Origin of the sequence: Sulfitobacter sp. M39 (assembly GCF_021735935.1) — a bacterium.
GTDB lineage: Bacteria > Pseudomonadota > Alphaproteobacteria > Rhodobacterales > Rhodobacteraceae > Sulfitobacter.
The window spans coordinates 556,779-581,908 of the sequence record NZ_WMDZ01000001.1 but is presented as its reverse complement, the minus strand read 5'-3'; the positions used below and the strand labels follow the sequence as shown (position 1 = coordinate 581,908).

Sequence of the window (25,130 nt, the reverse complement as noted above, 5' to 3'; positions counted from 1 at the left end):
TTAATAAATCGTGAGGACTGTTGCTTTAGTCAGTGCACCTATGAACCCTAAAACTGCACAAACAGCCGCACCCACGACGCACGCATTGCGCAAACAGAAAAAACTACGGGAGCGTGAAGAAGCGTTGCAACGCATCGAAAAACAGCGTCGCGACAAGATGCGCGCCGTCGCCGATCGGGGAAAGCGGTGTGACATGTCCACGCAAGCCAAAATCCTGACTTTACCAGTTATGGCGATCGCGCCTCCCGTGCCAAAGACACGGGTCCACCTGCGGCATCGGCTTACCTTTGTGAGCTTTGTCATTGTCGTTCTGGGAACGAGCCTCTTTGTATCCTGGTACCTCTGGGAACGCGCCGCAGATCGCTACAACTCTGTCGCCGGATTTTCTGTCCATAGCGAGGATATGAGCTCGGCTGTTGAACTGTTGGGTGGTGTGGCCAATCTTTCGGGTTCAGGGGCGGCGGACGAAGAAGTGCTTTACCAATTCATTCAAAGCCAACATCTGGTTGCGAAAATCGATAAGGCGTTGAATCTTCGACAATTATGGTCGCCTCCTGCACCGCATTCCGATCCGGTGTTCGGTTACCACGCACCCGGAACAATTGAGAATCTAACAAAATACTGGGGCCGCATGGTCGACGTGTATAGCAACAGCAGCACCGGGTTAATCGACATCGAGGTGCAGGCATTCAGGGCCGAAGATGCCCAAACGATAGTCAAACACATCTATGCGGAAAGTGCACAACTCATTCACCAACTATCCGCTATTGCCCGCGAAGATGCCACTAAACATGCGAACGAAAATCTGGCACGTGCCGCGCAGCGCCTCAGAGATACGCGGCGTACCCTTGCAGAGTTTCGGATTAAAAATAAGATAGTTAGCCCTGAAACACCCCTCCAAATTCAAACAGGTCTATTGGCCTCTTTAGAAGCGGAAATGACAGAGACGCTGATCAGCCTAGATATGTTGCGCCAAACCAGCACACCAACCGATCCCCGTCTGAAGCAAGCGCAGAGAAGGCGTGAGGTTATAGCAGACCGTATAGCTGAAGAGCATCAAAAGTTGAATGCTACGCAGGGTACCACGCACACAGCCGGTTTTGCCGATCTGTTTGGAGAGTTTGAAAGCTTAAAAGTAGATTTAGAATTTGCAGAACAATCCTATACAGCCGCGCAAGCTGCCTATGAGACCGCCGTTGCAGAGGCGCGCAGGAAATCAAAATATTTGGCCGCCCATATTCCTCCGACATTGGCAGAGACTGCAATCTATCCAAATCGTCCGTTCCTGTTGGGAGTTACGGTCGCGTCGTGTTTCGTTTTGTGGGCTCTTCTTATGCTGGTTTGGTATGCTCTACATGATCGACGTTAGCTTCGCCGATGATCATGTTTCGAAATTTAACAAAAACCTTCCATGTGAGAGGGCGACGAAAAACAGTCGCTTCAAACATTAACGCTATTTTTCCAAGTGGCATCTCTGTTGGGCTGCTAGGCCGGAACGGCGCTGGAAAATCAACACTTCTCAAGATAATCGCCGGTGCAGCGGACCCAACGTCTGGCGAGGTCACCTCCGACGGCAGTGTGTCCTTCCCCGTTGGGTTTGCAGGTTCGTTCCACCCAGACATGACGGGTGCCCAAAACACCCGTTTCGTGGCAAGGATCTATGGCACCGACACGGCGGCGCTGGTCAGCTACGTCGCGGATTTTTCCGAACTCGGGACCCATTATCATCTTCCGTTTCGCACATACTCTGCTGGTATGAAATCACGCTTGGCGTTCGGGGTATCCATGGGGCTAAAGTTCGACACCTATCTAATCGACGAAATCACGGCCGTCGGGGACGCACGATTCAAACAAAAAAGCCGCACCGTTTTTATGGACCGGCTTGGCCAATCAGGCGCTATATTTGTCAGCCATTCGAACGGCATGTTGCGCGAATTATGTACCGCGGGTGCAGTTTTGGAATCCGGAAAACTAAACTATTATTCCGACATTAACGATGCGATAGCACATCATGAATACAACATGGGAAAGTAATCACCTCATCCCAAGGCGTACCTTATGACATCACCCCTGTTCCCCGAAACGACAAAATTTGTATATTGCATTGGGGCGCAAAAAGCTGGAACGACGTGGCTTTACGAAACATTGCGCACCAGCAACCAGATCCATTTTTCGCGCAACAAAGAACTACATTATTTCAACGTGATTGCAGGCAAATCTGAGCAAGTTTTTAACTTACGGATAAACACTGCGAAAACCTTGGCGAAAGAACTGGCCCCAGAACGAGGACCGAAGAATCGGCGAAGCCTCGAAATTTTGACTGAACTAAGTGACCTTTTATCCATCTACACCGACGAGGCGGGACGTCACGACGCCTATTTATCATATATTGCTCGGGGGTTTAGCGGCCAGCCTGTCATCTGCGATATTACACCAGCCTATGCGATACTAGATGCCAAAGATTTCGCGGAAATGAGAAGTCTGGGCGAAACTTATTTCATTTTTATACTGAGGGATCCAATTGATCGGATGTGGTCGCAAATCAGAATGGCGGTAAATGCCGATACAACTCAGATTGGTGACTTCCAAACCGCTTGCGAAGCAAGGGCACAACACCTGATCGATAGCAACCGGTTGAGCAAACTGGAGCGGGCGAATTACCGGCGTACGATGCGCGAACTCGAAGCGGTCATCCCCATGTCCCGCATAAAATACGTATTTTACGAAGATCTCTTTCACGCTCACACAATGCGCGACATCTGCGCATTTTTAGGGATTATGCCAATTGCGCCAAAAACCGACCTTCGCAGCAATACGGGCCGCCACGCCATGCTTCCGGAACATTTAAAAGATAGGTTCCGGGCTGCTTTTGCCCCACAATATGAATTTATTCTGGGACGCTTCGGCTCGGCAACGCCCGCCCGATGGCAAATCAACAGCGCCTTGAAGGTGACCGGATGACGCACCGGGCCTCGAAAAATCGCGGAAAAATGGTGTTGGCGACACCACGCATTATCATCGCATTGATCTTGCGTGAAATCGGGACCAGCTATGGCCGGTCACCGGGGGGCTATATATGGGCCTTGGCTGAACCGGTTCTGGGCATTGCGCTCTTAACCGCTATTTTTTCGATCGGCTTTCGGACACCGCCCCTTGGTAACAATTTTCCGATTTTCTATGCCACGGGCTTATTGCCGTTTCTGATATTCGTTGACCTTAGCAATAAGATTTCCCAGGCAATTAACTATTTAAAACAGCTACTTGCCTACCCCCGTGTGACCTTCGTCGACGCCATTCTGGGAAGATTTATCCTCAATTTTCTCACGCAGCTTCTTGTCGGCTTTATCGTCCTAAGCGGAATTATTTTACTATTCGACACGCGGGCCGCGGTAGATATTTCACACATCATGTCGGGGCTCGCCTTGATCGCCGCGTTGTCCCTAGGTGTAGGGGTGTTCAATTGCTTTATGATGTCAATGTTTCAGGTTTGGCAGCGTATTTACGGGATTTGCACACGACCTCTTTTGCTGCTTTCTGGCGTTATTTTTATGTATGATACGGTACCTGAACCCTACCGCGGCTATCTTTGGTACAACCCTCTGATCCACGTGGTGGGCCGCATCAGGGCCGGCTTTTATCATGGTTACGATGCCACCTATATATCCCCAGCCTATGTCTATGCCGTGGCCGCGACCTTGGGACTTTTTGGTCTTTTGCTTTTACGGCGATATCACCGTGATATTTTAGAGAGATAGCCAGACATTGTGGCCCGCTTTGCCGCTAAAAGCTTTCAAAGTCCCCATTTAGCACTGACAGGTTTTCAACACCCAAAATATCCAATGTTTTGCCACTGCCAAAATCCAGTACGATATGCCCCTCAGCCCCTCTGCGCGTGAACGTCTGAAGCTGGCTCATCGATAAGCTTCCCCCACCCCAGAGGGCCGAATCCAGCGAAAGCGTATCAATTTCATTCTGAAAGCTCAGGATCGTATCCTGCCCCGCACCATAGATGAAACGATCTGCCCCAATCCCACCAGACAACACATCATCGCCAGCACCGCCATCAAGCGTATCGTGCCCAGCATTGCCTTTGATCAGGTCATCGCCGTCGCCGCCGATCAGGAGGTCGGCACCATTGTCGCCCGACAGCGTATCGTTTCCGGACCCACCGTTAACCGTATCGTTGTTGATCCCCCCGGCAAGACGGTCATTCCCGCTGTCCCCCTGCAGAAAATCTGCCCCCGCATTTCCGAAAAGCTGATCATTCCCCCCACCACCAATCAGTTGATCTGCGCCCGCGCTTCCCTCTAGCCGGTCTTTGCCAGCGCCTCCCCACAGGGTATCGGCATTCAGCCCACCGATCAGATGGTCATCACCACCGTCGCCATACAACTTATCCGCGCCATTATTGCCGGTTAACGTGTCGTTCCCATCGCCACCGCCAAGCGCATCATAGCCATCGCCCCCCCACAGGGCGTCGTCCCCATCACTCCCGCGCAGAGTGTCCCAGCCGATACCGCCCCAGATCTGATCCCCCTCGGCCCCACCCTCAATCAGATCGCTCCCGCCGTTCCCATAGATCGTATCGGCACCAGCTTCGCCAAGGACCGTATCGTTGCCACCGCCGCCAATCAGCTGATCGCCGTCGGCCCGCCCGCTGATATGATCATTGCCGGCGTCCCCTTCCAATACATCTGACTGAGGCGTGCCGACCAGTATCAGCGGCGTCGGTTCGCTAGGAGCGACAGGCGTATCGGGCTCCTCTGGCAGCGACCAATCCGGCATGAAACGCGACTGCCCGATTAGGTCGAGCGCCTGAACGTCATCAACACTAAGGGATTGTCCGTTAGACGTTTTTATGACCAACCGCTCCTCACCAAAGGACAGAACGGCACCCTCGTTGGTCGAAGATACGGACAGCTGCGACCCGTGCCGCAGGAACGGCCAGGCCGACAGATCAATGCTGTCTTGCGCGCTGTCGAAATCGGCAATCGTATCGGCCTCTCCATCGGCGGAAAGGACAAAAAGATCGCGGCCGGAACCGCCGGTCAGCAGATCACGGCCGCCGCCGTCTCGCAGAATATCATCACCTGCGCGCCCGGCGATATGGTCCGCGCCATCCCCGCCGGAAAGCAAATCGCCCCCCGTGCCGCCTGTCAGCGTGTCGGCTTGATCACCCCCTGTTGCCGCCGTAACCCGGTCAGAAATATCCACCGTAAAGATGCTCAGCCCCGCTTCGGCGCCTGAGGCGACGGCGAGATGCAGTAAATCTCCTTGTACCGAAAAGTTAAGCGCCGACACCGCGTCGAGCGTGCTCCCTTCCGTGTCTTCGACCGACACCAGATGCATCAAACGGCCATCGTGCATCAGCTCGAAGACCGAAACGCCGTCATCTCCGCCCGCCGCCGCCACATAAGCGCGGCCGTGATGCGTTGTGGTCTCTATCACATGCACCCCGTCAAATCGCGTGTCCCGCGTGTCGAGGACGTGATCCGTTAAGGTTAATGCGCCATCTGCCCCCAGCATCGCGACGCTCAAACTCGCGCTCCCCGCCGCGGCCAGTATCGCAAATCCATGCTCCCCAACACCTACAAAGGCTGTCGCGCTTGGACTGCCGATCCCCACACCATCCTCCGCCGCGATACGCGAGACTTCTCGCGGGATACCATTCCCATCCAATTTGAACGAAATAAATGCGTCGTCCCGCGCCGAGGACGCCAGCAGATACGGCGTGCTTCCTACATACCCGACGCTCAGGCCGGTCAAACCCGCCTCCGACGCGACCCCACTGTCACCCGATATGCGCGTCAGGGCCCCATCGTCGCCCATGCGCCATGACCCGATGCTATCCGCCCCCCGTACCAGCCCGTATAGATAGCTCTGCCCGCCTAAATCCAACGTCTCGACGGCCAATAATTGGGCAGGCACGGCACCACCGGTCACGGCAGAAACGTCACCAAAGCGCCCATCATCTGTTAATGCAACGCGGGTAAGCGCGGCGTTATCCGCCCCCGTAAGCAATAGCGCACCGTCTACAACCTCCAACCGGCTGGTGACCCCGGCCCGCGTGTCCCCGGCGATGGCCCGACTGTCCAGAAACCGAAGCCCCCCTTCCGCATCAATGCGATAGGCCAGCAAGTCACCGCCACCAAAGCGCGAGGTCGTGTACAGCACCGCCCCGCCAGAGGATTGGACAACCGCCATATCCGTCACCCCGGTCAGCGCCATATCCGCCCGCGGCGACAATGTGGTTTTGTGCTCAAGCTCCATTGATTTAATCCCCTACGTGTTTCGGGGATAAAGATGGGTCGAAACCCTTAACGGCAGCTTCAGGTTTTAAGGCGGCAATGTGGCTCTTTCATACAATTTTCAGGTTTTCGCAGATCAGAAGTATAGGCCACCGTTTTGCACCGTGCCCGCAATATCGCCCGGCAGCACGGTCCCGCCACTTTGCACCACAGCGTTGGTGGTCACGTCAAAACGTTTGCCCGTGGCTGTGCCGGTGAAACCATGCCCGCTGAAATCCGCCTGCCCGGCCATCTCGCACCTCACAAACGCGGTGGCAAAGTTGGGCGTATTCGCCAGCGTCACCGTCTGCATCCCCCGCGCCAATACGGCCCCCTGCGACAAACGCAGATGATACGCGGCATCGCCGTCGATAACGTACGAACCCGCACCCTCGACGCGCCCGCCGACAATATCCAGATGTCCCCCCGCCGCGCCAAAGATGACCTCATCGACCTCTAGCACAGCTTCCGGCAACACCCGGATCGCCGGGTCGGCACCGGTGGTCTCTATCCTCATACCTCGCAAGATCAGACGCCCCCAAACCAGTTCGATCACCGACCCGGTCGCCGTCATCGTGACCGCGCCGGGGTCGCCGGTTTTCCCGACAATCTCAACCCGTCCTCCCCCCAATGCCGCCTTCGCCACAGCGGGCACCGCCCCCAGATCATAGCTTCCATCCGCCAGCTGGATCGTCACGGCGTGGCCTGCGCTGTCCAAACGGGCGACTTCCTCCATCGCACGGCCCAACGACGCAAAGGCAGCCACCCCCGTGGCGCGCCCGCTTTGCCCATCGCTACCTTGCAGGGGGTCCACATAGTACACGCGGGGGGCAGTCAGTCGCTCTCGCCACCCCGAGACTGGGGCCGTCACACGCCCGGTCGCCGCTTCAATGCGCAAAGCTTCCGCCCAATTCGCGCCGTCCGCGCTGACCTTGATGGCGAAATCATCGCTTCCAGAGGTACCCATCTCGGCCCGCCCCCCAAAGGCGGTCTGGAACAGCAGACTGGCCGTGTCCCCTTCGGCAGCCTTGTTGATCTTAACCTGATGCCCCGCCCCGGCATTGTTGAACAGCACCGCATCCGACGCCACAACCAACCGGTTATACGCATCCGGCGTCGCCCCGACACCCAACCGAGGCACATCTTGAAACTCCGGCACCGCCCAGCGCGCGCCGTCGAAAACCACTTGGGTTTGGCTGGGGGCCACAGACGCAACCCATCCCGGCAACGGCGTGATGAACTGCCACGCCCCATCCACGAACACTGCCACCGCATGGTCACTACCCGCCCAATCCCCCACGGCTTCAGCCCCCACCAGATACCGATCCCCCTCGGCTGCGGTGGCAGGCGGCGTATCTTCCGTGAACGAAAGAACCGACAGCTGCACAATCGCATCCAAAAGCCGCAGCGCCTCGTTATGGGTCACATGCTTTTGCGCTTGCGAAGGCTGAATATACGGAAGGGCGAGAACGGGGGATGTATCGGTCATATGGTGGCTCCGGTTCGATAAATACTGATCGGGCCAACCCTGCCGCAGAAAGGTTAACGCCAGCCTGCACCACCGCGCGCGGTATCGCGTTTGCCACCGCCCCCTTTCAATGCTTTGCTATCAACAGATATCCGGCAGGGGGAACATCATGGCAGGACCACTTTCAGGTATACGCATAATCGAATTCGCAGGGCTCGGCCCAGGCCCCTTCGCCTGTATGATGCTCGCGGACCACGGGGCAGAGGTGATCCGCATCGACCGTCCGGGCGGCACCCGCGGGGGCCCCGAAAGTGACCCAAAAACCGATATTCTGCTCCGGTCCCGCAGAACAATCGAGGTCGACCTTAAGTCCGCAACGGGCCAAGCCGTTCTGCGCGATCTTATCGCCTCCGCTGACGGGCTGGTCGAAGGGTTCCGCCCCGGCGTTATGGAACGTTTAGACCTTGGCCCGGAGGATATGCTGACCCTGAACCCCAAGCTCGTCTACGGGCGCATGACCGGATGGGGACAAACCGGCCCCTACGCGCCAATGGCCGGGCATGATATCAATTATATTGCCCTCAGCGGTGCGCTGCACGCCTTTGGTCGCAAGGGGGATAAACCCACGCCCCCCGCCAATATGGTCGGCGATTTCGGGGGCGGTGCCATGATGCTTGCATTTGGCATGGTCTCTGCCCTTTTGAACGTACAGCGCGGTGGGAATGGCACAGTCATCGACGCTGCAATGACCGATGGATCGGCCCTGTTGATGTCGATGATCTATGCGTTTCACGGTCAAGGCTGGTGGCAGGATGACCGCGGTGTGAACATGCTTGATACAGGGGCGCATTTCTATGATGTCTATAAGACAGCGGATGAAAAATTCGTCTCTATTGGCGCAATAGAGCCGCAATTCTACGTTCAACTATTGCACCTGTGCGGTCTGTCAGACGATCCCGACATGCAGATCCAAAACGACCAACGCCAATGGGACGCCATGCGCGGCAAGCTTGCCCGCTTGATTGAAACCAAGACCCGCGCCGAATGGGACGAGATAATGATCGGTCACGATGCCTGCTATGCCCCCGTTTTGTCATTGGCAGAGGCACCTACCCACCCTCATAACACCGCACGCGGTACATTTGTCACGGCTGGCAACGTGCTACAGCCTGCGCCAGCGCCGCGATATTCTACCCATAAAACCACGCCGCCGCGGATGCCCGACGGTCATACCGATACCCGCAACATTCTCGCCGACCTCGACTATGACAGCGATCGCATCGCTGCCCTTCTAGACGCGGGCGGTATCGCGTAACTGCTCTTATCCGCCATTTCGCAACCAGCGGCTGACAATCCAAAACCGACCCGCTACAAGACCGCCTAGCGCAGAGGGGCCCGCGGGCCGCAAGGATCGGGGCAGCCGGATATGACATTGCCACAACGCCACCCGAACGGGGCAGCCACATGACCACGATGATCCCCGCCTGGGTCAACGGCAAGCTCACCCCCGTCGAAAAGCTAGAGGTCCACCAGCGCGGTCTTCGCCACAAGGCCATCTCGGTTTTCGTCATGCGCGGACGCGAGACCTTGATACAGCGTCGGGCGCTTGGCAAATATCACACCCCCGGTCTCTGGGCGAACGCCTGCTGCACCCATCCGTTCTGGGATGAACCCGCGCTCACCTGCGCCAAACGGCGACTGGATGAAGAGCTGGGGATCAGCGGCCTAAGGCTCGACCATCGTGATCAGGTCGAATACCGCGCCGATGTGGGCGGCGGCCTGACCGAACATGAGCTGGTAGAGATTTACGTCGCCGAAGCCGTCGCGCTCACCGATGTGACCCCAAACCCCGCCGAAGTAATGGACACCGCCTGGGTCGACCTCTCCGACCTCGCTCGCCAGACCCAAACCACGCCAGAGCGTTTTACCCCCTGGCTGCGCATCTATCTGGCCGAACACATGGACAGCATCTTTACCGCTTAATCTTCAGTCTCGTCCGATGGTTCTGGCGTAAACAGCATGAACAGCGCATTCCCTTCGCGCAGCAAGTGCACCTCGTTATCACCGACATTTTTATCTGGTCGGGACGGGCAGGTATCAGGCACTTCATCACAGGCGATCGCCGTCTTTCCGGTCAACTGTTTCAGCCGGAACGGCAGCGCTTTGTAAGATTGTATGCCGGCCTTCAGCCCTGCGGCGATCTTCGACGAGTCGCCATAGACATAGACCGGCCCCTCCGTCGCCCGCACCTCCTGCGCCCAGAGTTTGGTATCGCTACGCCAGTCATTGGACTGCCCATAGGCCAAAAACAGCTGGATGAACCACACCCCGATGATCATCAGCAATAGATTACGCCCTAAACGGCCGTATAGGCCCTCATCCTCGCTCAATATCTGGACCGCACGCACCGCGGTCAGCGCAAAGAAAACCCAAAAGAAGATAAACGCGCGCGGCGGTACAATCACCCCCAGTTTCAGCGCCTGAACTACCGTCAGCGCCAGCCCAATCGCCATACCAGCCGCAAGATACAAAGCCTCAAGCGGCGCGCGCTTGCGCAGCACATTCAGGGTAAGGATATAGACAAACGGAATAAGCCCGATAAGTGGCGGATACCCGATGCCGGTCCGGTTGAGGAACAGCGTAAATGTTTCCCCCAGCTTCGGCAGGTTGGCGATCATCCCGCCAATACCGTCCCCCGCGGTCGGATCACGCCAATCGGCCACAGGCACGCCAAACACACCGTGAACCTGCCAGTTCAACGTATAAACCGTCAGCACCGCGACAACGAAGCTTGCGCAAAACAGCGCCATCAGCCCCACCAGATCGCGGATTGACCGCTCCCGCGTACGCGCAATGCAAATCGCCAGCAGCAGCAGCGGATAGGTCGTATAGGCCATAAAGCTGACGATCACGAAAATCGGCAACAGCCAGCGCAACTGCGCGCTGGACAGGTAACAGGCCAGCACCGCAAACAGCGCCACAACAGCCAACCCGGGGATGAGCGTATTGAACCAGAGCGAGATCAGCATCTCGGATGGGCAGACCACCAGCAGCAGGGCCAGCACGACAGTAAACCAGCGCTGCGCACCTGGCCCCATCGCCGCAACGGCAAACGCAGCGACAAACGCCGCCCATAGGCTCTGATACAGGGCAAAGTTCAGCCAGGCGGGCGTTACCACCTCGCGCAGGTGCCAGATGTAGTTCAGCCACCGCCCCTCGTGCAGGGTCTTGTTCCAAAAGGCGGGTGCGTCACTGAAAAACGCGGGGTAGTCATCATGACGGATCATCGGATCCAGCAGATTTTGCCCCGTCAGCAAAAACGCCGCCACCAGTGTGATCAGGAAGACCGGTGCCAGCTGCAGCCGTTCAGCTTCGGCCCGCATCGCCAACTGCCGCTCGACCGCCGCCGTCATACAGCCGCGCGACCCACGGTTTTGGCACGGCGCGCCCGCAGGGCAAGAACCATCGCCCGCGCTTGCGCAATGGCTGTGACAACGCCGCGTGGCAGGGTCTTGACCACGGCAAAACGCAACCGCCAGCCAAGGCTACCCGCATTGCGGAGCTTTTGCCCCGCAGGCACTTGGGTCGCGAGGATCTCTTTCGGCAAACCCGCACGGCCGGCCTCATTCACATAAAGGATTGCGTTATAACGATACCAGGGCGCGATATCCTTGTTGTCTTTCAATGCAGGGCGCACGCAATCATAGGCGACATAACCCTTGGCAGCGAAAATATCCTGCCAGAAGGACAAGGGCTGTTCGTTCACGTGAAACTCGCCCCCCTGTCCGGTGACCGCGGCGGAAAACAACACACGATCAGACGCCCGCGTAAGACTATCGACCAGAACCTCCGAGGCTTCGGTGGGCAGATGCTCTCCTACCTCAAGGCTCTGCGCCAGATCAAAGCGGCGGCCCGTCTTTACCGGCTTTGTCAGATCGGCGGCGATGAACTGCTCCGGCGCGACTGCCAATTGCGCCCGGTCTACATAATCCCCGTCTACGGCCAGCACGTCCTCCGCGCCACCTTTGCGCCATTCATCCATCCAAACACCGCGCCCACTGCCCAGATCGATCACCGTCGTTGGCTTCAGCAAAGGAAACAGCAATGACACAAACGGTTTTGCCGACGCGCGCGCACTTTGGTTGATGTAATCAAAAAATGTATCACTGTAGATATGGCTCATGACATGTACTCCGTCTTGGGGTGCGGCAAGGCGAACACCCATAGGGTCATCAAAATATAGTTCTGCACCGGCAGATACAGCGCAACGGCCAGCGCCGCCGCCCAGGCCGGCATCCCCAAGGCCTTTGCCAGAGGGCCCGTGACAAGCATCGACATGCCAAAGCCGCAGCCAACCATGATGGCGAATTTGGTGATCTGGCTGCGATTGATCAGTCGCCGTTCAAAGGTGAACAGGGCATGACCGATGTACTGCAGGACGATCGCCAGAAAAAACGCCAGCGCATTAGCTCCCGGTTGTGACACCCCCGCCGCCAGAAACGCCGGATACATCGCCACGTAGGATAATGCCGTCACAATGCCGACAACCCCAAAGCGCGCGCATTTATAGTCAAAAGCACGCATCAGGCACGCAACCGTTTCACGTCGGGGACCATATCGCGCGTATCATCGCTCACGAAATAGAGCGGACGATCCTTGGCCTCGACATAAAGGCGACCGATATATTCTCCCAGAATACCCAGCGTCAAAAGCTGCGCCCCCGAGAAGAAGCTAACCGCGAGCACCACCGACGCCCAACCGGGTGCCGTCTGATACACGACCAGCGAATAGATCACATAAACGGCCATCAACGCCGCCATGAACAGGCTGACAAAAGACAGGCGCGTCGCAAGTTTCAACGGCTTCGTCGAAAAGGCGGTCATCGCGTCGATGGCAAAGCGCATCATGGCGCGGAAGGGGTATTTGGTTTCGCCCAAGGCGCGTGGGGCGCGGATATATTCAATACCCACCTGTTTAAAGCCTGCCCAAGCGAACATCCCCCGGATAAAGCGGGCCTTTTCCGGCATTGCCAGAACGGCGTCCAGCGACCGGCGGTTCACCAGACGGAAATCGCCCGTGTCCTGCGGGATCGGGACATCGGACATGGCATTGAGGAAACGGTAGAACAGATGCGCCGTGGCCTTCTTGAACATGGTCTCGCCCTGACGCTCGCTACGACGGCCGTAAACCACGTCGAACCCGCGATCCATCATGAACATCATATCAACCAGCAATTCCGGCGGATCTTGTAAATCGGCATCCAGCATAAAAATGCGTTCGCCCTGTGCCGCCTCAAGCCCGGCGGTCAGCGCGATTTGATGCCCGCGATTGGCCGAAAGCTTGATACCCACCAGTTGCGCACAGCCCGCTTGCGCGGTTTCGATCGCTTTCCACGTGGCATCGGTGGATCCATCATCCACCAGAATAATCTCGGCCCGATCTTTCCACGGCGCGATCGCCTGCGTCAGCCGCGACACCAGCCCTGGGATCGAGGCTTCTTCGTTCATGCAAGGGATCACAACAGAAAGATACATATCACACCGCCTGAATAAATTGACCCGTTCAGGGTTAATCAGGCGATGTGGCTGAAATAGGGCGCCGATGGGTCCACTTTGCGAAGCCTCTGGCCGATAGACATACCTTTTGAAACGCAAAAGGCCGGGCATTTCTGCCCGGCCTTTGGTCATCAATCGGGGTCAGATCAGTTGCTGACCGCGTTCCCCACACTCAGGATCTGCGGCAGGATCTGCGAGACAGCGCGGCTCCATTTGGTGACGGGCTGCTGCGCGATAAAGATGATGTCATCGGGGCGCAGCTCGAACCGCGGGGCCAGCGCAAAATTCGCGGCGTTGCGGGCATCCAGATGCCACGCGGTAATGGCCCCCAGTTCGCGCGGGTCAGAGGAGGCGCGCAACACATAGACCTGGGATACATCACCGGTCGACGACGCCACACCACCCGCATCATACAAGGCATCTGCCAGACTTGCCTTACGCTCGTACGGCAAGGCAAAGCGCGACTGCGTCCCGACCTCACCGGCCAGATAGACATAGTCGCGGTCATCGGCACCGAGATCACGGCGTGCTTTGTAGTTATCGCGGGCTTCATCCAGATTATCGCGGCGCAAGGACACCTCAAGCTGAAGCTCTTGCAATGCCGACGACCGCGCCGCCTGACGCGCCTGAACCAGAGTAATCTGCTGCGCGAAATATTCCTGCGCACGCGCCAGTTCATATTCCGTATCAACAAAGATCGCATCGCCGGGCAGCAGGCGGGTCTTGGTCAGGCTCGCGCGGGAATAAAGCTGCGACAGCGGGATCTGATACAGCGTGCCATCCCGATAGAGACGGATCGAGGCATAGTCCTGATCCTCGACCGTGATCCCCCCGGCAGCGGCCAAAGCTTCTTCCAGATAAAGCGGTGTCAGGGTCACAGGAACAACAGTCGGCTGCGACACAGCACCCCCGATGGACACACGGCGCGAGTTGAACTCGGAAATCTCGAGGCTGAAAGTCGGGTCAATCTGGTTCTCGACCAGACGCTGGAACAGCGCCGCTTCGGCATCTTCAATGGTCAAACCGGCAATACGCACGCGGCCCACATCGGGAATGTTGATCGATCCGTCATCCTGCACGGTGTAGCCTTGGCGCGAGTTTTGCGCGGCCAGCAGCCCGGTCAGCTGTTCAACCGATCCGGCGGCACGCGGTGTGGCCAGCAGCACCACATCACCGATACCAATCTCGTAAGGGCCGGGATCAACCGCGGGCGGCAAGCGAAGCTCAAGCGCGTTGGGGCGGGTCTGAACGTCGAGTGTGGGCGATGGCAGCGCCCCGCTGCCACGCAGCCCCGACCCAGAGCCTGCGGTGCGGGAGAACACATCGGGCAGGCTCCGCGGCGCATAGGCGGATCTATTCGCCTGAATGACAGATTCAGCAGTGAGGTTCATCACCCGTACATTGGTGCCGCCAGCGACGCCCTCTACAACTTCAGGTGTTCGGTAAACCGTACCACAGCTTGCAAGGGTCAGGCCCAAAACAGCTACCAATAGGTATCGCACTTTAATACTCCCATTCATCATGTGACACCTCGCCCCCAGACAGGTTCGGCCCCTGTTAATCTTAACGGGCGGCGGCCTTGGTCATCAAATACCCGACCTCATCGCCCGCCCATTGCCGCGCCTGTACAATGGCACCGCTCTTTACACTGACCCAATACGTATTCCGAAACGACTGGTCCAGGCTTTTACAATCCTCGGTTACAACCCGCGTCGGCACGGTGCCGACCTCAAGAGCGAGCGTCGCGCTGCCCTGCGGCTCCACCAGACAGCGATAGGCGCGGGTCGAAATCTTATCCACTCCTGTCAGATTGCTATGCAAGCGGTCCGAGTAACCGCGCCGCCCGGACAGGATCAGCGCCTTGGGCTCAGACACGTCAGCGGCGAAGAGTTCAGACCCAAGGCCGCGTGTCCCTTGCAGCATCCCGTCTTCCAGCATCAGCGCCGTTAAATCCGAACTCAGCCATGTATCGACGCCGTTCACACGCGCCTCGCGCAGCATGCGGCCGGTTTGTGCACGGCTTTCCACGGTCAGCAGCAAGGCGGGGGTGGCGGTATCCTTCACCAGCGCGGCAAAGCGCGGCGGAAACCCTTGCGAGGTTTTGGGCACGACGGAATCGTCATCCACAGCAACGGCGACACCACGCGCCAGAAGGTTTTGACTGGCGCTACAGGCTGTGAGGCCCGCCAGACACAGGCCAAGGGTCAACGCACGTAAGATCATCGCAGGTATCTCCCCCAGCTGTCCCGCAGCTCTTTGCCGCGATAGTCGCGCACGACCCCGTGCAAACGGTTCGCCACAGCAAGACGCGCCCCGCCGTCACGTGTAATCGGCTTGATGGTTTGCTGGACTTTCGTCCGCGACGGGCGTCCGGTCAGCCACGAAAGCGGCACTTCGAACCGCAGGCCCTTGTCGAAAGACCCTTCACCGAAATCGTCAAAGGACACATCCGTGAGCGTGAAATACCCGCCAACCTTGAACCCGTTGTTAAACTCACGATCCAAAGAGAACGTCGCGCCATAGTCACCCGCAAGGTAGCGACCCACATCCAGCTGACCAAAGAACCCATTGCCCAGATCATAATAGGCAGAGGCATGGCCGGTCACGACGTCATAGTCCTGAAATCCGAACAGCATGTCGAAATCACGTTGTTTGACATAGTTCAGCTCTGCCCCAAGGGCCAGCCGGCTGTCCATCGGATACCAAAGCACCTCGGTCGACACGCCGCCGAACATCCCTTCCAAATACCCTGCAGAAACACGACCAAACAGGTTTTTCCCCGGCCGGAACATATACTCGGCCGTGAGGCTGTTCACCTCGAGTTCAGATTCTTTTGCATAGCGCACAGCATTGGTGCGCACCGGCTCGATAGCCGAGTTCGAAACGCGGAACGATTTGTCGATATTGCCCACCAGCGGATAGCGGAAACGGCCCGCAAAGGTCAGGCCCGGACGTGGCCGGTAATCCATCTTAAGCTGGACACCAAAATCGGCTCTGATCGGGCTGTTAGGGTCGAAAAAAGACGTGGCAAGGTAAGGGCCGATCGACGTGTCAAAGACTGGATAGATATCCGCCAACTCGCCTTCGCGGCCCTGATCGTGCCCGTCTTCCAGACGCGCCCGCGCCAGACTGCGCCAGGCACCATCGTAATCAAACTGCAGCTCTTCCAGATCGGATCTTTGCGTCACGATCTGGTTCAGCGGCACACCGCGCTCCAGAAACACGACCGTGAACTCTTCGATCGCGGGGGGCAGCGTCACCGCCATGGCCCGCGCCGTGCGCCCTGCCGCTTGGGCCTCATTGTCGAAACGGGTGTTTTCCACGCGGACGGTCGCGCGGTGGCCCGACATGGTGAAGCCTTGCATCTCCAGCCCGTCTTCCGCCAGCACACGCTGCAGCACTGCCTCGACCGCATCGCGCCCACCCCCGGCAGCAGAGTTGTTCCACTCCGCAATAGCCAGACGGTTGCGCGCGCCGATGGTGCGCGGTGTCTGCTCCAACCCGCCGGGCACAGACGGTTTCTTGGGGTTGATGACATAGCTCAGCTGCGCGCCGACCTCATGCCCCCCGACGACAAACCCCTTGAGGTTCACACCGTTTTTGAAACGATACTCCAACCCCACATTGAGGGGCGAGGACACGTCGATACCAGTATTCACCGATTCCCGCGTGTATTCATCGGGGGAGTATTCGGCGAACAGCGTCATCTGGTCCGACACATTCCACTGCACGCCCGCGAAAACCGACGTCGGCCCGCGGAACCAATCACCGGTTTCAAGCTGACCACCTGTCCCGCTGAACCCTGAAGAACGCGTGTCAAACCGGTCAGACAAAACGCTGAACGGGTTCGAAAATGAGTTCCGCCCCGCAAGTCGCCCCCAGCCCAGACCGCCGGTCACCTCCAGCTTCGATCCAAAGCTTTTGGTGGCCACGAAATACTCGCTGCTCAGGATACCGGTGCCCAGAAAGTCGCGCAGGCCAACGGCGAAGGCAGGGCGTACGTCGGTTTCATCCCAAATCTGGTAATGCACATCAAAGCTACGGTCGAAGGTATCGCCGTCTAGGAACGCACTGGTGCTGATATCCTTAATCTGCGAATACCGGAATGTCCCATAGAGACGCGGCAAGACCTGGAACGTTGCTGAATACCGGTAGTTGGGGCCAAACGCGCTTGCCGTGAAGGCCAGATCGCCGTCCTTCAACACGCGGGCTGTCGGCATTTCAACCAACCCGGGTGTGCCGTAGGTCGATAAAGATTGCGCTGAACCTTGGGCAAGACTAGTGACGCAAAACGCCCCGGCTAGCATCGAACAAGCTAGTTTCCTCGAGCGCCCTTGCATCTGCTAACCTACCTATTAATTAATTGTTGTGAATACCGGGACCGTAGAGAAGTTTAGGAAGGACTACACTTTGTGTGCCGTCCAATCAACGGATTTACCATTTCGTTGCGCCAGTTTTGCAACACAGAGGATACGCCAAGACCTATGCTGAATCGTTGGTTTAAACGCCGTCAACCTGACCCCGAGCCCGAACCTCATTTCGATCCGATCACACCGGATGTCCCCGTGATTGCGATCGGAGATATTCACGGGCGTTTTGATCTGCTTGAAAGACTACCCGAACCTTCGGCCGGTACACAGGTGATCTGCGTCGGCGACCTTGTCGACCGCGGCGAACAAAGCGCGCAGGTTTTGCGGGCCCTGCACGCTCAGCCGGAGATCATCACGCTGATGGGCAACCACGAGCAGATGATGCTAAAGTTTATCGACAATCCGAAAGAGAATGGTCAGCGCTGGCTCCGGTATGGCGGGCTCCAGACTTTGTCGAGCTTTGGCGTCTCGGGCGTGTCGCAAACATCCTCTGGTAACGATCTTGAACGCGCCCGCGACGCCCTGCAAGACGCTATGGGCGAGGCGCTGCTCGACTGGGTGGTCAACCTTCCAACCTCGTGGGTGTCGGGCAATGTCGCGTTCGTCCACGCCGCCGCTAACCCATTGATCTCTATCAAGGATCAGGAAAGCCGCACGTTGCTTTGGGGGCATGAGGATTTCGGCCGCCGACGCCGCCGTGACGGCATCTGGGTCGTGCACGGGCACACAATCGTCGACACGCCGATGATCAAAGGCGGCGTGGTGTCGATCGACACCGGTGCCTACGCGACGGACAAGCTCACCGCCGCAACGATCCACAATGGCGAGGTCGAGTTTAACTACCTCTGATCTGACGGCATCCCGATTTTAACCACGCTTTAGGATACCTCTGCTTTAGCTGACACACCGGCACATGCGCCGGTGTTTGGTTGCTATGGGTAAGAGGTGACGATGGCGTTTATCGATATCGGGATACGGCAGGGCAGTGATGTCCATGCACGTCGGGCACCAATTTACGAACGCGGCGGGAAACGGGTGTTCGACCTTGCCGTCAGCCTCGCGTTGCTGCCGCTAATCCTGCCCGTGATTGTCGTTTTATACTGTCTGGTGGCATCCACGGGTCAGGGCGGTCTCTACGCCCACCCGAGGGTTGGACGCGCTGGCCAGGTTTTCCGCTGTTGGAAAATCAGAACGATGGTCCCTGATGCACAGGCCGCGCTGCCGGCGATTCTATTGGCGCGACCTGATCGCGCGCTGGAATGGGCGTTGTACCAAAAGCTGACCAAAGATCCGCGCGTGATCCCCGGCGGCCATTTCCTGCGCCGCACCGGTCTGGATGAACTGCCCCAGATCTGGAACGTACTACGCGGCGATATGTCCTTGGTCGGGCCGCGCCCCGTCACCCGAGCGGAGCTGCACAGCTACGGCGATGCCCGCCACGCTTACCAACGGGTGCGTCCGGGGGTGACAGGGCTTTGGCAGGTATCGGGGCGCGGCATCCTGCTGTTTGCAGAACGCGCCTCGCTTGATGAACGCTATGCCCGCCAGCCGAGCTTTATGGGCGATCTCAAGATCATCGCGCACACTCTGCCCGTCCTGCTGCGCCCCACCGGATACTGACGGGGCGCAACAACAGTTAACGCGGTGACAAGGCGCTAGACCAACCCTTTGATCCCTGTCGCGGTGGTGCCACTGTCGCGCACTTTTGAGATGCGAAACGGATAGACGACCCCCGCCATCAAACCGGGCAGAGTGATTGCATCCCCGCTTTTCAGCGTCACCGCGACATCACCGGCCCCACCGACCATAAAGCCACGGGTGATCTGCGGCAGGTCGGCGGTATCGTCGGGCACAATATCAAAGGCCCCGCAAATAGGGCCGGTCAATCCTGCGGTATAGTCCTTGAAGTTGTCGGTAATTGGCATGTCGCTCTCCGTTTGGTGAAGAGCGCAGCTTGGTCTACCGATCCTACCTAAATCTTACCCCACCGTGCGGGGCATACCCAAGGCCGGCAACCAGCCTTGGGGAAGATCATTCACGCAAGCTTGCCGTGGCAATGCTTGAACTTTTTGCCCGACCCACAGGGGCATTCATCATTGCGCGCAGGGTTTCCCCACGTGCTTGGATCATTCTCGTCGAACCCCGCCACAGCGGTAGACCCAGACTCTGCAGCGGCGGTCGAAGCCGGCGCTTCGCTGTTCTCTTCCGCCGCCTGCGCCGCGTCGACCTGAGCTGCGGCCTGACGTTCCTGCATCTGCGACAGGATTTGCTGCTGCTCTTCTTCTGTCATCGGACGGATTTGACCCAGCTTCTGGGTCACTTCGGTCCGCAGGCTGTCCAGCATACTTTCGAACAACTGGAAGGATTCGTTCTTATATTCGTTCAACGGATCACGCTGCGCATAGCCGCGGAAGCCGACGACCGACCGCAGATGCTCCAGCGTCAGAAGGTGATCACGCCACTTGCCGTCAATCGCCTGCAACAACACCTGCTTTTCGATGTTGCGCATGTTCTCGGAGCCGAACTGTTCAGCCTTCTGGGCCATCATGTCTTCGCTGGCTTCAACAAGGCGTTCGCGGATCACTTCATCATCCACGCCCTCTTCCTCACACCATGCTGCAACGGGCACATCGAGGTTCAGCTGATCCGCAACCGCGGCTTGGAAACCTTGTGTATCCCACTGATCTGCATAAGTTTTTGGCGGCATAAACTGGTCGATCAGATCGTCAATTACCTGCTCGCGCATGTCGGCGGTGATCTCTTGCAGGTCGGCGGCTTCCATGATGTCGCGGCGCTGGCCAAAGATGACCTTCCGCTGGTCGTTCATCACATCGTCGAACTTCAACAGCTGTTTACGAATGTCAAAGTTGCGCCCTTCGACCTTGGCCTGCGCGCGCTCCAGCGACTTGTTGACCCAAGGGTGCACAATCGCTTCGCCCTCTCTCAGACCAAGCGTCGTCAAAACTTTCTCAAGCCGTTCAGAGCCGAAAATACGCATCAGATCGTCTTCGAGAGACAGGTAGAAGGACGACCGACCGGGGTCACCCTGACGGCCCGAACGGCCGCGCAGCTGGTTGTCGATCCGGCGGCTTTCGTGACGCTCGGACGCCAGAACATACAGCCCCCCTGCATCGAGCACTTTTTTCTTTTCGTCAGCGTGTTCCGCTTCGATTTTTTCACGGATCGCAACGGGGTCGGCATCAGGATCAGCGTCCAGCGCTTCAATCACCTTCAGCTCGACGTTGCCGCCCAGCTGAATGTCGGTGCCGCGACCGGCCATGTTTGTCGCGATGGTGACCGCGCCGAACTTGCCCGCATCCGCCACGATCTGCGCTTCCTGCTCGTGCTGGCGCGCGTTCAGAACGTTATGTTTGATGCCCGCTTCGGTCAGCATCTGGCTCAGCATTTCGGATTTCTCGATAGAGGTTGTACCCACCAGAACCGGCTGGCCTATCGCATTGGCTTCTTTGACCTTTTCGATCATCGCCTGATATTTTTCCAACGCCGAACGATAGACCTGATCGTCTTCGTCCACACGCGCAACCGGCACGTTGGTCGGGACAACGACAACACCCAGCCCGTAAATCTCGGCGAATTCTTCGGCTTCGGTTTCGGCGGTACCCGTCATGCCCGCCAGCTTGTTATAAAGGCGGAAATAGTTCTGGAAAGTGACCGAGGCCAATGTCACGTTCTCGGGCTGGATCTGGCAGCCTTCCTTCGCTTCGATCGCCTGATGCAACCCGTCGGACAGACGACGACCGGACATCATACGCCCGGTGAATTCGTCGATCAGCATCACCTCGCCGTCGCGCACGATGTAATCCTTGTCGCGCTGGAACAGCTTATGCGCCCGCAAACCCTGGTTCACGTGGTGCACGATGGTCGTGCTTTCGGGGTCATACATCGTTAACCCTTCTTCCAGCAGACCGCGGCCGTGCAGCTCTTGCTCGAGGAACTCGTTCCCTTCGTCGGTAAAGGTCACGTTGCGGGTTTTCTCGTCCAGCTCGTAGTGGCTTTCCTGCAGCAGCGGGATCACATCGTCGACGATTTTATACATCTCGGAGCGGTCTTGCGACGGGCCAGAGATAATCAGCGGCGTCCGCGCCTCGTCGATCAGAATACTGTCGACTTCATCCACGATGGCAAAGTTGTGCTGTTTCTGGAAAATCTGGCTCAGCTCAGACTTCATGTTATCGCGCAGATAATCAAAGCCCAGCTCGTTGTTGGTGGCGTAGGTCACGTCGCAATCATAGGCGGCGCGCTTGTCTTCCTCGGTCATGCCGGACACCGCAGCGCCCGTGGTCAGCCCAAGCGAGGCAAAGACCTTGCCCATCCAGTCGGCGTCCCGTTTCACGAGGTACTCGTTCACCGTGACCACATGCACGCCCTTGCCGGTCAGCGCATTGAGGTAAGCGGCCAGCGTCGCGGTCAGGGTTTTACCCTCACCGGTTTTCTGCTCGGATATGTTGCCCTGATGCAGGAAAATCGCCGACATCAACTGCGTGTCAAAGGCGCGCAGACCCAAGGTCCGGCGTGCGCCTTCACGGCAGTTCGCAAAAGCTTCCGGCAGCAGATCATCAAGGCTTTCGCCGTCAATCGCCCGCTTGCGCAGCTCTTCCGTTTTTTGCTTCAGACCGTCGTCGGTCAAAGCCAAGAATTCTTCTTCCAGCGCGTTGATCTTTTCAACCAGCGGGCGGGTCGCCTTGATTTTACGGTCGTTTGGGGTCCCAAAGACTTTTTTGGCGAGTGTTCCGATGCCCAGCATGCAATCTCCTGCCGAAGTTATGTTCCAAGGCGTCCATCTGCTTGCCGAGCCGCCGGACAGCCCCTAGATACAAGACTGAACGTGCGCCAAGGCCGCGCCCATAGGGCGATGTAAGGGCCGCACTAAACCGTGTCAATGTAGCAGCCCCTTGTGGCTGCCAAACCAAGGACAGATACATGCAAAAACCTCTCACTTTTCTGGCACCATTCGTGGTGGCAGCTTCGCTCGCCCTGCCCGCCGTTGCGCAGGACGACACTGCCGAAAACACGGATGCGCAGACAGACGTCACCGCTGAAACCGTGGTTGCCACGGTCAATGGCACCGACATCACGGTTGGCAGCATGATCATTGCCCGCGCCACTCTGCCCGAACAATATCAACAGCTTCCCCCCGAAGTCCTGTTCAAAGGCATTCTGGATCAACTCGTGCAGCAGACAGCCTTGTCGCAAGACTTTGACGGCGAAGTGCCAAAGCGGATCGAGATGGCGCTTGAAAACGAACGTCGCCAGCTGATCGCGGGCGAAGTGATCGAGAAAGCAATGGCCCAAGACGTCACCGAGGAAGAGCTGCAAGCCGCCTATGACGAAGCCTACGCCGATGCGGAACCGACCGAGGAATTTAGCGCGTCGCATATTCTGGTAGAGACAGAAGAAGAAGCCCAAGCCGTCAAGAAAGAGCTGGATGAAGGCGCGGATTTTGCCGAGTTGGCGAAAGAAAAGTCCACCGGCCCTTCCGGTCCTGCGGGCGGCACTTTGGGTTGGTTCGGTCCCGGCATGATGGTACCCGCGTTTGAAACCGCCGTTGCCGAGCTTGAAGTCGGCACTGTGTCTGAACCTGTTGAAACCCAGTTCGGCTGGCACGTGATCAAACTGGAAGACAAGCGCCAGAAAGAAGCACCCAAGCTTGAAGACGTTAAGGACGAGCTGGAAACTCAGGTCCGTCAGGTGAAAGCACAGACCCTGATCGAAAAGACCACCGAAGCCGCAGATGTTGACCGTTCGGCGGCTGACACAATCGACCCTTCGGTTCTGACCAACCTCGGCCTGTTGGAGTAACAAATGGGCAAAATCACCGCTGTATCCCCGCTGGCACCCGATCACTTCCCTGATCTTCCTGTCATCGATGGTGTGCGTTTCGCCACCATCGCGGCGGGGGTACGGTATCAAGGCCGCACCGATGTGATGCTTGCTGAATTGGCCCCGGGCTCTACGGTGGCGGGGGCGTTTACACGCTCTGCCACCCGCGCCGCGCCGGTTCTGGATTGTCAGGCCAAGATCGGCGCGGCATCAGACACCGGTGCCGCGATCCTGGTCAATTCGGGCAACGCCAATGCCTTCACCGGCAAGGGCGGCGTTACCGCGGTCGAAGCAATTACCGCTTCGGTTGCTGATGTCTGCAACATTCCCCAATCGCGTGTTTTCACCTCTTCAACAGGTGTGATCGGCGAACCGCTGCCCCACGACCGGATCACGGCTGTTCTGGCGGACCTTAAGGGCGCGTTGTCCGACAAGGGCATTTCCGATGCGGCCAAAGCGATTATGACCACAGATACCTTCCCCAAAGGGGCCCGTGCCGAGGTCGAAATTGACGGTAAAACAGTCTCTATCGCGGGGATTGCGAAGGGATCGGGCATGATCGCGCCAGATATGGCGACGATGCTGGTCTATATCTTCACCGATGCGGTTGTCAGCCAAGCTGCGCTGCAAAAGATGCTGTCGACCCATACGGATAGCACCTTTAACTGCATCACCGTGGATAGCGACACATCGACCTCCGACAGTTTGATCCTTGCAGCAACCGGCGCGTCGGGCGTGGATGCCAGCGAAAGCGATGCGTTCTCGGATGCGCTGCATGGCGTCATGCTGAACCTCGCGCATCAAGTTGTGCAAGACGGCGAAGGGGCGACCAAATTCGTCGAGATCGCCGTGACCGGTGCTGCCACAGATGACGACGCCAAGTCCCACGGCATGGCCATCGCGAATTCCCCCCTCATCAAGACCGCCATCGCGGGCGAGGACCCGAACTGGGGCCGCGTGGTAATGGCCGTCGGTAAATCAGGGGCCGCTGCTGATCGGGATCGTCTGTCGATCCGCTTTGGCGATATCGAGGTGGCCAAAGACGGCTGGCGCAGCCCCGACTACTCGGAAGAGGCAGCGGCGGCGCATATGAAGGGCCAGAACATCACCATCGGCGTTGATCTGGGCCTTGGGGACGGCAAAGCAACGGTTTGGACCTGCGACCTTACCCACGGCTATATCGAGATCAACGCGGACTATCGTTCGTGAAGGTTATCCTTGTCTCGGCGGTTGCCCTGATCGACGTGGACGGGCGCGTGCTTTTGGCACAGCGCCCGCCCGGCAAATCGATGGCTGGTTTGTGGGAGTTTCCGGGCGGCAAGGTCGAAGCCGGCGAAACCCCCGAAGCCGCGCTGATCCGCGAGCTGCAAGAGGAACTGGGCATCGACACATGGGCGTCCTGCCTTGCCCCGTTGACCTTTGCCAGCCATGCCTACGATGACTTCCACCTGCTGATGCCGCTGTTTGCCTGCCGAAAATGGAACGGCACACCGCAGGCGCGCGAGGGGCAGACCCTGAAATGGGTCCGTGCCAATGCGCTGAAAGATTATCCAATGCCCCCTGCGGACATCCCCCTGATCCCGATCCTGCGCGACTGGCTTTAGGGCCA

22 protein-coding genes are annotated in these 25,130 nt (G+C 58.0%); 11 read left to right on the top strand and 11 right to left on the bottom strand.

Annotated elements, in window-relative coordinates; genetic code table 11:
- The first annotated feature begins 40 nt into the window (after positions 1-40).
- From GLP43_RS02745 to GLP43_RS02730, 4 genes are read left to right on the top strand one after another with little or no spacing between them, the layout of a single operon-like run.
- Positions 41-1,369 (top strand): capsule biosynthesis protein, encoded by a 1,329-nt coding sequence (locus tag GLP43_RS02745; protein ID WP_237278110.1) that lies wholly within the window; start codon positions 41-43, stop codon positions 1,367-1,369.
- Between the two features lie 8 nt (positions 1,370-1,377).
- The gene (locus GLP43_RS02740) at positions 1,378-2,034 is read left to right on the top strand and encodes an ABC transporter ATP-binding protein (protein ID WP_237278109.1); all 657 of its coding nucleotides are present in this window, start codon (positions 1,378-1,380) and stop codon (positions 2,032-2,034) included.
- Between the two features lie 24 nt (positions 2,035-2,058).
- Complete coding sequence (locus tag GLP43_RS02735; RefSeq protein ID WP_237278108.1) at positions 2,059-2,961, top strand: sulfotransferase; 903 nt, start codon at positions 2,059-2,061, stop codon at positions 2,959-2,961.
- 29 nt (positions 2,962-2,990) lie between these two features.
- The gene (locus GLP43_RS02730; protein WP_237279912.1) at positions 2,991-3,755 is read left to right on the top strand and encodes an ABC transporter permease; all 765 of its coding nucleotides are present in this window, start codon (positions 2,991-2,993) and stop codon (positions 3,753-3,755) included.
- Positions 3,756-3,780: 25 nt separating this feature from the next.
- On the opposite strand, the gene GLP43_RS02725 is transcribed toward GLP43_RS02730, so the two are convergent.
- Entirely contained in the window at positions 3,781-6,270 is a 2,490-nt protein-coding gene (locus GLP43_RS02725; RefSeq protein ID WP_237278107.1) for a calcium-binding protein, read from the bottom strand.
- 114 nt (positions 6,271-6,384) lie between these two features.
- Positions 6,385-7,776: a DUF2793 domain-containing protein gene (locus GLP43_RS02720; RefSeq protein ID WP_237278106.1), complete on the bottom strand. Its 1,392-nt coding sequence runs from the start codon at positions 7,774-7,776 to the stop codon at positions 6,385-6,387.
- Positions 7,777-7,924: 148 nt separating this feature from the next.
- Between GLP43_RS02720 and GLP43_RS02715 the strand changes: the two genes are divergently transcribed.
- A complete protein-coding gene (locus GLP43_RS02715; RefSeq protein WP_237278105.1) occupies positions 7,925-9,070 on the top strand; it encodes a CaiB/BaiF CoA transferase family protein in 1,146 nt (381 codons plus the stop codon).
- 149 nt (positions 9,071-9,219) lie between these two features.
- The gene (idi, locus tag GLP43_RS02710; RefSeq protein ID WP_237278104.1) at positions 9,220-9,738 is read left to right on the top strand and encodes an isopentenyl-diphosphate Delta-isomerase; all 519 of its coding nucleotides are present in this window, start codon (positions 9,220-9,222) and stop codon (positions 9,736-9,738) included.
- On the opposite strand, the gene GLP43_RS02705 is transcribed toward idi, so the two are convergent.
- The 7 genes from GLP43_RS02705 to GLP43_RS02675 form a co-directional block, all read right to left on the bottom strand.
- Positions 9,735-11,168, bottom strand: coding sequence for a hypothetical protein (locus tag GLP43_RS02705; RefSeq protein ID WP_237278103.1), 1,434 nt, complete (start codon positions 11,166-11,168; stop codon positions 9,735-9,737). The genes idi and GLP43_RS02705 overlap by 4 nt on opposite strands.
- Positions 11,165-11,938, bottom strand: a complete 774-nt coding sequence (locus GLP43_RS02700; RefSeq protein WP_237278102.1) for a class I SAM-dependent methyltransferase — start codon at positions 11,936-11,938, stop codon at positions 11,165-11,167. The genes GLP43_RS02705 and GLP43_RS02700 overlap by 4 nt, the downstream gene beginning before the upstream one ends.
- The gene (locus GLP43_RS02695) at positions 11,935-12,339 is read right to left on the bottom strand and encodes a GtrA family protein (RefSeq protein ID WP_237278101.1); all 405 of its coding nucleotides are present in this window, start codon (positions 12,337-12,339) and stop codon (positions 11,935-11,937) included. Before GLP43_RS02695 ends, GLP43_RS02700 begins: the two co-directional genes overlap by 4 nt.
- Positions 12,339-13,289, bottom strand: coding sequence for a glycosyltransferase family 2 protein (locus GLP43_RS02690; RefSeq protein ID WP_184583740.1), 951 nt, complete (start codon positions 13,287-13,289; stop codon positions 12,339-12,341). Before GLP43_RS02690 ends, GLP43_RS02695 begins: the two co-directional genes overlap by 1 nt.
- 167 nt (positions 13,290-13,456) lie before the next feature.
- Positions 13,457-14,701 carry a polysaccharide biosynthesis/export family protein gene (locus GLP43_RS02685; protein WP_237279911.1) on the bottom strand — a complete coding sequence of 415 codons (1,245 nt, stop codon included), beginning with the start codon at positions 14,699-14,701 and terminating at the stop codon, positions 13,457-13,459.
- A gap of 172 nt (positions 14,702-14,873) precedes the next feature.
- On the bottom strand, positions 14,874-15,533 hold the full coding sequence (locus GLP43_RS02680) for a YjbF family lipoprotein (protein ID WP_237278100.1): 660 nt from the start codon (positions 15,531-15,533) through the stop codon (positions 14,874-14,876).
- On the bottom strand, positions 15,530-17,650 hold the full coding sequence (locus tag GLP43_RS02675) for a YjbH domain-containing protein (protein WP_443069461.1): 2,121 nt from the start codon (positions 17,648-17,650) through the stop codon (positions 15,530-15,532). The genes GLP43_RS02680 and GLP43_RS02675 overlap by 4 nt, the downstream gene beginning before the upstream one ends.
- 144 nt (positions 17,651-17,794) lie before the next feature.
- On the opposite strand from GLP43_RS02675, the gene GLP43_RS02670 reads away from it, so the two are divergent.
- On the top strand, positions 17,795-18,529 hold the full coding sequence (locus tag GLP43_RS02670; RefSeq protein WP_237278098.1) for a metallophosphoesterase: 735 nt from the start codon (positions 17,795-17,797) through the stop codon (positions 18,527-18,529).
- Positions 18,530-18,631: 102 nt separating this feature from the next.
- Entirely contained in the window at positions 18,632-19,300 is a 669-nt protein-coding gene (locus GLP43_RS02665) for a sugar transferase (protein ID WP_237278097.1), read from the top strand.
- A gap of 35 nt (positions 19,301-19,335) precedes the next feature.
- Here GLP43_RS02665 and GLP43_RS02660 read toward each other — a convergent pair whose 3' ends face one another.
- Positions 19,336-19,605, bottom strand: a complete 270-nt coding sequence (locus GLP43_RS02660) for a spike base protein, RCAP_Rcc01079 family (protein WP_237278096.1) — start codon at positions 19,603-19,605, stop codon at positions 19,336-19,338.
- A 110-nt stretch (positions 19,606-19,715) separates the two neighbouring features.
- Positions 19,716-22,445: a preprotein translocase subunit SecA gene (gene secA / locus GLP43_RS02655; protein WP_237278095.1), complete on the bottom strand. Its 2,730-nt coding sequence runs from the start codon at positions 22,443-22,445 to the stop codon at positions 19,716-19,718.
- Between the two features lie 176 nt (positions 22,446-22,621).
- Here secA and GLP43_RS02650 point away from each other — a divergent pair, with 176 nt between their 5' ends.
- From GLP43_RS02650 to mutT, 3 genes are read left to right on the top strand one after another with little or no spacing between them, the layout of a single operon-like run.
- On the top strand, positions 22,622-23,500 hold the full coding sequence (locus tag GLP43_RS02650) for a peptidylprolyl isomerase (protein ID WP_237278094.1): 879 nt from the start codon (positions 22,622-22,624) through the stop codon (positions 23,498-23,500).
- 3 nt (positions 23,501-23,503) lie between these two features.
- Positions 23,504-24,730: a bifunctional glutamate N-acetyltransferase/amino-acid acetyltransferase ArgJ gene (argJ, locus tag GLP43_RS02645; protein WP_237278093.1), complete on the top strand. Its 1,227-nt coding sequence runs from the start codon at positions 23,504-23,506 to the stop codon at positions 24,728-24,730.
- Positions 24,727-25,125: an 8-oxo-dGTP diphosphatase MutT gene (mutT, locus tag GLP43_RS02640; RefSeq protein ID WP_005850865.1), complete on the top strand. Its 399-nt coding sequence runs from the start codon at positions 24,727-24,729 to the stop codon at positions 25,123-25,125. The genes argJ and mutT overlap by 4 nt, the downstream gene beginning before the upstream one ends.
- The last annotated feature ends 5 nt before the right edge of the window (positions 25,126-25,130 follow it).

Bases quoted from the DNA above. Each gene is read 5' to 3' on its own strand.
- GLP43_RS02745 (WP_237278110.1), top strand. From the start codon at position 41: ATGAACCCTAAAACTGCACAAACAGCCGCACCCACGACGCACGCATTG.
- GLP43_RS02740 (WP_237278109.1), top strand. From the start codon at position 1,378: ATGATCATGTTTCGAAATTTAACAAAAACCTTCCATGTGAGAGGGCGA.
- GLP43_RS02735 (WP_237278108.1), top strand. From the start codon at position 2,059: ATGACATCACCCCTGTTCCCCGAAACGACAAAATTTGTATATTGCATT.
- GLP43_RS02730 (WP_237279912.1), top strand. From the start codon at position 2,991: ATGGTGTTGGCGACACCACGCATTATCATCGCATTGATCTTGCGTGAA.
- GLP43_RS02725 (WP_237278107.1), bottom strand. From the start codon at position 6,270: ATGGAGCTTGAGCACAAAACCACATTGTCGCCGCGGGCGGATATGGCG.
- GLP43_RS02720 (WP_237278106.1), bottom strand. From the start codon at position 7,776: ATGACCGATACATCCCCCGTTCTCGCCCTTCCGTATATTCAGCCTTCG.
- GLP43_RS02715 (WP_237278105.1), top strand. From the start codon at position 7,925: ATGGCAGGACCACTTTCAGGTATACGCATAATCGAATTCGCAGGGCTC.
- idi (WP_237278104.1), top strand. From the start codon at position 9,220: ATGACCACGATGATCCCCGCCTGGGTCAACGGCAAGCTCACCCCCGTC.
- GLP43_RS02705 (WP_237278103.1), bottom strand. From the start codon at position 11,168: ATGACGGCGGCGGTCGAGCGGCAGTTGGCGATGCGGGCCGAAGCTGAA.
- GLP43_RS02700 (WP_237278102.1), bottom strand. From the start codon at position 11,938: ATGAGCCATATCTACAGTGATACATTTTTTGATTACATCAACCAAAGT.
- GLP43_RS02695 (WP_237278101.1), bottom strand. From the start codon at position 12,339: ATGCGTGCTTTTGACTATAAATGCGCGCGCTTTGGGGTTGTCGGCATT.
- GLP43_RS02690 (WP_184583740.1), bottom strand. From the start codon at position 13,289: ATGTATCTTTCTGTTGTGATCCCTTGCATGAACGAAGAAGCCTCGATC.
- GLP43_RS02685 (WP_237279911.1), bottom strand. From the start codon at position 14,701: ATGAACCTCACTGCTGAATCTGTCATTCAGGCGAATAGATCCGCCTAT.
- GLP43_RS02680 (WP_237278100.1), bottom strand. From the start codon at position 15,533: ATGATCTTACGTGCGTTGACCCTTGGCCTGTGTCTGGCGGGCCTCACA.
- GLP43_RS02675 (WP_443069461.1), bottom strand. From the start codon at position 17,650: ATGCAAGGGCGCTCGAGGAAACTAGCTTGTTCGATGCTAGCCGGGGCG.
- GLP43_RS02670 (WP_237278098.1), top strand. From the start codon at position 17,795: ATGCTGAATCGTTGGTTTAAACGCCGTCAACCTGACCCCGAGCCCGAA.
- GLP43_RS02665 (WP_237278097.1), top strand. From the start codon at position 18,632: ATGGCGTTTATCGATATCGGGATACGGCAGGGCAGTGATGTCCATGCA.
- GLP43_RS02660 (WP_237278096.1), bottom strand. From the start codon at position 19,605: ATGCCAATTACCGACAACTTCAAGGACTATACCGCAGGATTGACCGGC.
- secA (WP_237278095.1), bottom strand. From the start codon at position 22,445: ATGCTGGGCATCGGAACACTCGCCAAAAAAGTCTTTGGGACCCCAAAC.
- GLP43_RS02650 (WP_237278094.1), top strand. From the start codon at position 22,622: ATGCAAAAACCTCTCACTTTTCTGGCACCATTCGTGGTGGCAGCTTCG.
- argJ (WP_237278093.1), top strand. From the start codon at position 23,504: ATGGGCAAAATCACCGCTGTATCCCCGCTGGCACCCGATCACTTCCCT.